General features: G+C 57.3%; 10 protein-coding genes and 1 pseudogene. 7 read left to right on the top strand and 4 right to left on the bottom strand.

The window, feature by feature from the left end:
- Positions 1-63 precede the first annotated feature (63 nt).
- From E2K76_RS19760 to E2K76_RS19745, 4 genes and pseudogenes are all read right to left on the bottom strand, one after another.
- Positions 64-441 (bottom strand): annotated as a pseudogene (locus tag E2K76_RS19760) (hypothetical protein); the annotation flags it as partial.
- Positions 442-668: 227 nt separating this feature from the next.
- Entirely contained in the window at positions 669-1,322 is a 654-nt protein-coding gene (gene fsa, locus E2K76_RS19755) for a fructose-6-phosphate aldolase (protein WP_136686155.1), read from the bottom strand.
- Positions 1,323-1,446: 124 nt separating this feature from the next.
- Positions 1,447-1,809 (bottom strand): hypothetical protein, encoded by a 363-nt coding sequence (locus E2K76_RS19750; protein ID WP_136686153.1) that lies wholly within the window; start codon positions 1,807-1,809, stop codon positions 1,447-1,449.
- A gap of 117 nt (positions 1,810-1,926) precedes the next feature.
- Positions 1,927-3,075 (bottom strand): sensor histidine kinase, encoded by a 1,149-nt coding sequence (locus E2K76_RS19745; RefSeq protein WP_136686152.1) that lies wholly within the window; start codon positions 3,073-3,075, stop codon positions 1,927-1,929.
- Positions 3,076-3,471: 396 nt separating this feature from the next.
- On the opposite strand from E2K76_RS19745, the gene E2K76_RS19740 reads away from it, so the two are divergent.
- The 7 genes from E2K76_RS19740 (at position 3,472) to E2K76_RS19710 (ending at position 8,462) form a co-directional block, all read left to right on the top strand.
- On the top strand, positions 3,472-4,371 hold the full coding sequence (locus E2K76_RS19740) for an extracellular catalytic domain type 1 short-chain-length polyhydroxyalkanoate depolymerase (protein WP_136686151.1): 900 nt from the start codon (positions 3,472-3,474) through the stop codon (positions 4,369-4,371).
- A 132-nt stretch (positions 4,372-4,503) separates the two neighbouring features.
- Complete coding sequence (locus E2K76_RS19735) at positions 4,504-4,722, top strand: hypothetical protein (protein WP_136686150.1); 219 nt, start codon at positions 4,504-4,506, stop codon at positions 4,720-4,722.
- A 131-nt stretch (positions 4,723-4,853) separates the two neighbouring features.
- Positions 4,854-6,041, top strand: coding sequence for an MFS transporter (locus E2K76_RS19730; protein ID WP_220432320.1), 1,188 nt, complete (start codon positions 4,854-4,856; stop codon positions 6,039-6,041).
- Between the two features lie 100 nt (positions 6,042-6,141).
- Positions 6,142-6,657, top strand: a complete 516-nt coding sequence (locus E2K76_RS19725) for a ferritin-like domain-containing protein (RefSeq protein ID WP_136686148.1) — start codon at positions 6,142-6,144, stop codon at positions 6,655-6,657.
- Positions 6,658-6,710: 53 nt separating this feature from the next.
- The gene (locus E2K76_RS19720; protein ID WP_136686147.1) at positions 6,711-7,217 is read left to right on the top strand and encodes a YciE/YciF ferroxidase family protein; all 507 of its coding nucleotides are present in this window, start codon (positions 6,711-6,713) and stop codon (positions 7,215-7,217) included.
- A gap of 185 nt (positions 7,218-7,402) precedes the next feature.
- Complete coding sequence (locus E2K76_RS19715; RefSeq protein ID WP_136686146.1) at positions 7,403-8,152, top strand: SDR family NAD(P)-dependent oxidoreductase; 750 nt, start codon at positions 7,403-7,405, stop codon at positions 8,150-8,152.
- Between the two features lie 4 nt (positions 8,153-8,156).
- A complete protein-coding gene (locus E2K76_RS19710) occupies positions 8,157-8,462 on the top strand; it encodes a patatin-like phospholipase family protein (protein ID WP_169053412.1) in 306 nt (101 codons plus the stop codon).
- The last annotated feature ends 27 nt before the right edge of the window (positions 8,463-8,489 follow it).

Raw genomic sequence — 8,489 nt, 5'->3', positions numbered from 1 at the left:
TTTTTCAACACAATCTCCCATTAGCAGACATTCGCTGCGCCGCAGAACTACGCGCTAGATGCTTCAAAGTGCTTTTCGATCCTGGCCACAATCGGCAAGGCTCGCCCCGATCAATTCTGCGAACGACGATGCGGATACGGGCAGCGTCCTCCCCCGCAGCTGGCACAGGACCAGGTTAGCACGTGGAATATCGCGGTCATCAATGGGGCGGCTGATCAGGCCGGTCGGCAGATCGACGGGAGGCGCGCCGATCTCGATCTGGACGGTCAGCATGTTGCAGCGGATCACCAAGCCCCGTAGCCTTTCGAAGGAATTCGACTCTGCTTGCGGCGCAAGGCGCAGATCGCGCCGTGCGATGGCCGCGTCCGGAACCTGCCGCCCGCCAAGGCTTCGGTCCGGCAATGCAAGCGGATGGCTCATACAGTCGGAGTGATCGTTGGTCTGACGCGCAGCGAAAAGCTGCCTTTAAGCTCACGGGTCGGGACAAAGCTGTCCTTTCATTCCAGCGGTGCGGCAACATTTGTACTGTTGTCCGGTAATGAATGCTTACAGCCGGCGTTTTCGAGCCACCCTATGCCAGGCTATCATGCTCTTCGTCTTAGCTGATTTAGTTGATCATATGATGTTCATATTCTCATGACATTATCGGTCGTGTTGACGTGTGTCCATCAGACAATGGTTTGCCCAGTTTTTTTCCAGTCTGCGTCGAACGCCTCTATTCCCTTATGCGTAAGCGGGTGATCGATCAAATTCAGCAATGTGGCCGCAGGCACGGTCGCCGCATCCGCACCTAATAAGGCGGCCTCGCGGATGTGATTGGGGGTCCGAACCGATGCTACCAATATCTGCGTTTTAAACGCGTAGTTGTCATAGATGCGCCGGATGTCGGAGATCAACTCCATACCATCGATATTCAGATCATCAAGTCGCCCGACAAACGGTGATATAAACGTGGCTCCGGCTTTCGCAGCGAGAAGAGCCTGATTGGCGGAAAAACAAAGCGTGACATTCGTCATCCGCCCCCGATCGGTAAAGCTCCGGCAAGCCCGCAAGCCGTTCAAAGTAAGTGGGAGCTTGACCACGATGTTCGGCGCAATGCTGGCGAGGGCTTCACCCTCACGCATCATGCCGTCGTAGTCTGATGCAACAACTTCGGCCGAGACGGGCCCGTCCGTGATCTGACAGATGTCCTTCAGCAGCTCGATGATCGGTCGATTGACTTTGAGCACCAAGGATGGATTAGTGGTTACACCATCGATGAGACCGGCATTCTGTAAAATTTCAATTTCGGACAGATTGCCCGTGTCGACGAAGAATTTCATGATGTCCCGCAGGGGAGATGGTGTCATGCGCCCTGCAGACCTGCCGCGCTCCGTGATCACCACTCTAAATACCAAGCCGAAGCGGTCCACTATGTTCCTAGGCGCGCACAGCCACCCCGTTCTATTACTCGATCGGGAAGAGGCCTTTGATCGCGGCGATCATATCTACAGGCTTGTCGAGCAAGGGCACCATCTCGAACTCCGTGGGAATAGATGACCGGCTTTCACTGCTCGCGAAAATGATCGGAATGCCCGCCGTCATGCATACCCGTGCCAAGGGATAAATCATCTGATCGCCGATCCTAATGTTCAGGATGCCCCCATCGGGTGATGCGTCGCCAAGCAGGGCATATCCATGGACCATCGTGGATGCGGGTCCGACCACGACGCCACCATGGGCCTCGATCTGGTCACAGATGTCCATGCTCAGCAGTGCTTCATCCTCGATAACCAGGATGCGCCTTCCGGCAAGGTGGGTATCATTCATATGCCGTCCCCCGAAGCGATGCTGCGGGAAACACTGGGATATACGCTTCGTTCCGTCACAACGTCGGTGATCACAGGATCGGGATCGTTTCAGGCTGCCAGCATGGTCTGCCGACGTCTAGGCGGTGTGTTCCATCTCTAAACACAACACTGCCCCGTTCATTGATGCGGGCCACTGGGCCTCCGCCCCGAGCTGGGTTGCCAGACCATCAATCAGCCGGATGCCGGTGCCCGAGCCTTTTGGTGCTACCTGCGGATCTGCAGGCAAGCCCTTCCCGTCATCGCGAAGAGATAGGCGAAGTCGGTTGTTTGCGACCTCGAGCGACACGAAAATTGTGCCGCCTGTCCCGTCAAAGGCATATTTTAGACTGTTGGTGACAAACTCATTGGCGATCAGTCCCATGGGAACCGCCGCCTCCGGTCCAAGGTGAATGTCGGCAATGTTGCATTCCAGCCGGACTTTGTGTGTAGCAGCGTCATGCAGGACGCAGAGGTTCTCCATAAGCTCGGAGAGAAAAGACTTCATCGGCAACGTGCCCGCGTCTTTCGCGTTGTAAAGTTTCTCGTTGACCAGACGAAGCGTTTCTATCCGCTCGGCAACCCCAGCCAGTTCGGCACGGGCATCCTCGGTCTTGGCATGCCGGGTCCGCAGGCGCACCATACTTGTGATGATGCCGATATGGTTCTTGACGCGATGCTGCAGCTCCAGAAGCAAGCGCTTGTTGGTTTCAAGGGCGTGCCGGAGACTGTGCGCCTTGTGCAACCGATCAATAACCGGCCCCAGGATTGCGGCATACGTTCGTAAGAATTCGATATCGGCCGCGGAGAAATCGCGCTGCTCTCGGCTATCGACTTGCAGCAATCCATACGCTCTGCCGCCCGGCAGAAAGATCGGAACATTGATCAACGACACCACGCCATGATCGCGCAAAAAAAAAGCGAACTCGAACCGCTTTTCATCCTGAATGTTGGGGGACACCACGGGCTTGCCGAGTTTTAGCGAGTAAGTTTCCGAAGACCGCTCAGAAAACTTCAGACGCCGTCCAATGACATTCTGGTCAGGGTCCCAGCCCACGCCTGCTTTAACGAGAGCGGCTTCACCACTTTCTTCCATCTCCAGAATTTTCGAGAAGTCACAGTCGATCGCCTCGGACACCAGGCGGCAAGCCTCGATCAAAACCTCGTCCAGTGTGTCAGATCGCAAGGCGAAGTCGCCGAAATCCGCCAGAACCTTTTGCTGGGCTTTCATTTGTCTGAGGTTCGGCACACGGTCCCCTTCCATGGGGCCGGTTCAAGACGGCAAAAAAGATGCCTGACACCGGCGCCTCAAAGTCTGCTCGGAGGACATATCACATCTGACGCTCCGACGCGAACCGTTGCTCGCGCGGGCAGTCATTGATGCCTCTTTGCAAGCTGTTTCAGACCAAACGCTGGCCCGCACTGGCGATGTAGGCCCACCTGCCGCGCGTATGCAACAGCTACCTTGGCGGGAACAATCATGCTTCGACAGTCTTTCATTGGCCTTGGCCACATCGACGAGGCGATGGCGGCCTATCGTTCCGCGCTTGGACCTCGCTTTCGCCAACATCCAATGAAAGTGACCCTCCGACATTCGCGCATATCGGACAGGCGAGGAGAAAGCCTATGCAACTGACGGGCCTAAATGTTGAATGATGCATCATCTCTCATCGCCTTAGGTGCTTTCGGAAGCGATCCCGGAAGTCTGAGCGCAGAGGTTTACCTTCCCCATAGTTTCAAAAAAAATGGCCCGCTTGTCGTCGTGCTGCATGGCAGCACACAGTCTGCGGCGAGTTACGATGCTGGCTCGGGGTGGTCAGCTCTTGCGGATGATCTGGGCATCACCCTGCTGTTTCCCGGCCAAAGGCGCACCAACAACCCGCTGGGCAGTTTCAATTGGTTCAAGCAAAGCGACAACCATCGCGGGGGCGGCGAGCCCATGTCGATTGCCCAGATGATCAGGTTGGTTGCGAACGAACATTCCATTGACCCAACACGCATTTTCATCACGGGCATGTCCTCGGGCGGGGCCATGACCTCAGTAATGCTGGCGACCTATCCGGAACTGTTTGCTGGCGGCGCGATCATCGCTGGCCTTCCCTACCGTAGTGCGAATTCGCTGGTGCAGGCACTTTGCCGCATGAGGGGGTTTGGCGGACCTTCCGATCGAAAGCTTGAGCGTCTGGTCCGCGACGCCACGGATTTCGACGGACCTTGGCCAATAATTTCGGTCTGGCACGGCGACAACGACAAGACAGTAGCCTCCTCGAACGCTCGGGCGATCGTCCATCAGTGGCGCAAGATCCATCAGGCCAAGGCCCTGTCTATGGAAAGCTCTCAGGGACCGGGATCCACGCGGCGCGTCTGGTCTGACCAGAGTGGCAGGGACGTGATCGAAGAGATCATTGTGCATGGCATGGGACATGGCACACCCCTCGGCACCGCAGGTAAGGAAGGTCTTGGGAAAGAGGGGAAATATATGCTGGAGGTCGGTATATCCTCGACCCGTCGCATCGCCGAGTTTTGGGGTCTTGCTCGCGCGTGACCGGTCCGGTCGAAGGTGCGAAGAAGGTGTTGCCCCACAGAACACGCCGGCATCAGGCAGATTGAATGGCATTAAGACAGCCTAGCTGGCAATGCTGCGCCTTTGCGCTGTTCCGCAAACAAGAGAGTTGCCATGGCCGTCACCGAGGATGATCGCACCGCCGTAATTGTGGCGCAATCGCAAATGATCGAGGATATCAGAGTGTCAGGTGACGAGGAGAAACTTATCGCTTACCTCGACACTCACATCGGCTGGCTTTACGGGATCGACCTTACAACGATCAACACAACCGACCAGCTTGATGCGATATCTGACCCCTTATTCTGCGCTCTGATGGCTGCTCGGGGTTGATCCAGCATAGTAACCCGACAAGAAGATCACCTCGCCGAAAACCGCTGATGTTATCCGAAAACTCGCCTAAGGCTCCCGGCTCGCCCATGCACGCGTCCTCTTCGCGTTGGATGGCCGGTGGCGCATCGCTCATGTTTGCCTCCATGGTCGGCCAAACGAGCCTTATCGCGCAATTCAACGGCGCGCTTCGTCACGAATTCGATTTGAGCAACGGGCAGTTTTCCGCGCTTTACTCCGGTGCGACCCTCGCAAGTGCATGCATCATATTTTTCGCCGGAAATCTTACGGATCGGTTTGCAGCGCGACCGCTGGCAGCGATTGCACTGGTGTTGCTCACGCTGACGGCATTCTGCGCATGGGTCATCCAAAATCCTGTCCACCTGGCTCTATTTCTGACAGGCGTGCGTTTTCTTGGCCAAGGGATGCTCATTCATGTTGCGATGACGTCGATGGGCCGCTGGTTTCAAAAGCGGCGCGGTCGTGCGATCTCGGTTGCCTCTGTCGGCCTCACGGTTGGCGAGGCGGTCCTGCCATTTTCTGTGGCGCTTGCTATTGCATCATTCGGCTGGCGCGCTGTCTGGGTGGTCATTGCCGTCGCACTCGCCACCATAATGCTTTCTCTGATCCTCTACCTGTTCAAGGATGCCCCTGAACAAAGGCCCGGTCAGACCGCGCCGCAGTCTGAAGCCCCGTGGTCGGCTGACGATCACCAATCGGGTGGCGGATGGACGCGAAAGCGCGTCCTTCGTGATCCCCTGTTCTGGACGTTGTTCCCTGGTCTTATGACCATGCCATGCGTGGGATCCCTGATCATTTTTCACCAAGGGCATCTCGCAGGCCTGAAGGGTTGGTCCCAGCTACAGTTCACCGCATTTTTGCCCGTTATTGCAGTGACGTCCGCGCTGGCGTCCCTTTTTGGAGGGGCGCTCGTGGACAGGTTCGGGGCTTGGAGGATGATTTCGATCTATCTGCTGCCACTGATGCTAGCCTGTGTCGGGCTGGCATTTGTCAAAGACCTGATATGGCTACCCGCCATCCTCGCATTGTTCGGCGTCACTCTCGGTTTGTCGGGTTTATTGATCAGCTCACTTTGGCTGGAGCTTTATGGCACAGCGCATGCTGGCAGCATTCGTGCCATCTCAACCAGCGGGGTGATCATTGCCTCCGCTGTGGGACCTGGAGCCGCGGGTGTCCTGATCGATTTAGGTGTCTCATTGGACGAGCAAGCTTTGATCTTTGCCGCTTGGTGCATTGGGTGGTCAGCCTTTTACACAACGACTAAGGGGAAGCTGCTGAGCCGCATCGAGAACCTCAGCTGAAGCTAGCCGCCAAATCGTTTCGCAGACACGCGGCCTTAAGGGTCTGCGTTCTGGAACGATTTCAAGATCCGCATGTTGCTTGCGCTTCATAGGAGGCTTTATGACCAGCACATCATCCGCTCGCGATATTTTCGTTGATGGATTACGCAACGCCCATGCCATGGAAAAGCAAGCTCTCTCGATCATGGAGCCACAGCTGAAGCGGCTTCAGCACTATCCTGAAGTGTCAGCCATGTTGGAGCAGCACATTCGCGAGACCGAGGGGCAAATCGATCGACTGGATACTATTCTGGGCGGTTTGGCCGAGGGCTCTTCCACCCTAAAGGACATGTCACTGTCATTTACGGGCACTATGGCCGCCGTGACCCATTCCATGGCGAGCGACGAGATACTGAAGAACAGCTTCGCCAACCATGCCTTCGAAAACTTCGAGATCGCGGCTTACACCTCCCTGATCACGGTTGCCGAAGAATGCGGTGCAACCGACGCTCTGCAACTGCTCCGCCTTAGCCTCGACGAAGAGCGCAAGATGGCGGAGTCGATCGAAGACAGCTTGCCGGCAGTGACGCGCAAGTTCTTGCAGCTCTCGGCCAGCAGCGAGCGCGCCGACATCTGACGGGTGCCCGGGCACCCGGCACTCTGGAAAATTCAATATCACAGGAGGCCAAAGTGGCTGACAAAACCCTCGACACGCTGTTCCACGAGACGCTCAAGGACATCTACTATGCCGAGCGCCAAATTACCAAGAACCTGAAGAAGATGGCGCGGGCGGCGCAGGATCCCGAACTGAAGGCCGCCTTCGAGGCCCATCAGGAAGAGACCGACAACCAGATCGAGCGCCTCAAACAGGTGTTCGAATTGATTGGCAAGCGACCACAGGGCAAAACCTGCGATGCCATCGAAGGCATCATCTCGGAAGCGGCAGAAGTCATGGAAGAATTCAAGGACAGCCCCGCCCATGACGCCGGTCTTCTGGCAGCGGCCCAAGCCGTCGAGCACTACGAGATGAGCCGTTACGGCTCGCTGAAGGCATGGGCGCAGCAGCTCGGCATGGACGAAGCGGTGACGCTGCTTGACGAGACGTTGCAGGAGGAGACTGCGACTGACGAGAAGCTGACAGTGCTGGCCGAGACTGCGGTGAACACCGCAGCAACGGGCTCGGTTGAAGCTGCATGATGGAAATGGCCCGCTGCTGCGGGCCGTTTTTTTCCCGGCCTGTTACACTGGCGAACCGGCGGCTGGCATTTTGCCGGTTGCGATGAAACGAACACCTCCCTGAGTGACGCCGGACACTGTCGTCAACCAGAACCACGCGCTGGAAGCATTGCCACCTCCTCCCATCTCAAGCCCGAAAGTCCCATATGGATCTTTGCATTATCACCGGCGCAGCAAACGGCATCGGCCTCGAGCTGGCGCGCGTTGCACATGCCGAAGGACACGGGCTGTTGCTCGTCGATCGGGACGCTGGCGTTGATTTGATCGCCGCCGAGCTCGGCGTAGAGGCAGTTACGGCAGATCTGTCCACCAAAGCGGGCCTCGACGTTCTATGCGAACGGCTCGATGGCAGGACGCCCGATATCCTAATGCTCAATGCAGGTCGCAGTCTAGGTCACGCGTTTGTCGAGCAAGCGGAGGATGACATCCTCGATGTAATCGAGACGAATGTCACCGGCACAACGATGCTCGCGCGGCGGATGCTGTCGGCGATGGTCGCGGCAGGGTCCGGAAAGGTGCTTATCACGGGTTCGATCGTAGGCTACATGCCTGGCCCCTATCAGGCGGTCTACAACGCCACCAAGGCCTACGTGAATTCTTTCTCCATCGCGCTGGCCCATGAACTTTCGGAAAGCGGCATAAGCGTCACCTGCCTCATGCCCGGTGCCACCGATACCAAGGTCTTCGAGCGTGCCGGAATGCGCGATACACCTGTCGGCGAAATGAAGAAAGACGATCCTGCGAAGGTCGCGCGCACCGGTTATGATGCAATGATGGCGGGGCGTGAGCAGATCACCCATGGTTTGATGAACAAGGTTCAGGCGACCGCCGCAGAAATTCTGCCAGCCGGAATGGTCGCAGAACTCCACCGCAAGATTGCCAAGCCAAATGAATAGCCCGATGGAATGCTGGCTGTGCCTGGCAGGCGGGAATGCTCTGGGTGCCTTTTACGTCGGAGCTTGGTCGGCGATCGAGCGGTCCCGCCTCGACGTCACACGCATATGCGGCGCGTCGATCGGCGCCGTCGTGGCGGCCGTGGTCGGAGGCAATGCCCCCGAAAGGCGCGAAGAGGCGCTATCGGATTTCCTCAAGGCCGTCGCGCAAACGCCGCCATTCTGGGCCACCGACGGTCGACGCGCGCTCGTGACAAGCACACTGTTCCGCGGCAACCCAAGTCTGTTCGGGCCGTCCATGCCCGGACTGTGAGCTACTCCCCGATCCTTGGACAGATTT

The sequence above is a fragment of the Falsirhodobacter xinxiangensis genome (genome assembly GCF_004959935.1).
GTDB lineage: Bacteria > Pseudomonadota > Alphaproteobacteria > Rhodobacterales > Rhodobacteraceae > Falsirhodobacter > Falsirhodobacter xinxiangensis.
Note: the sequence above shows the minus strand (reverse complement) of the source record. Positions and strands in the feature narration are given on the sequence as shown.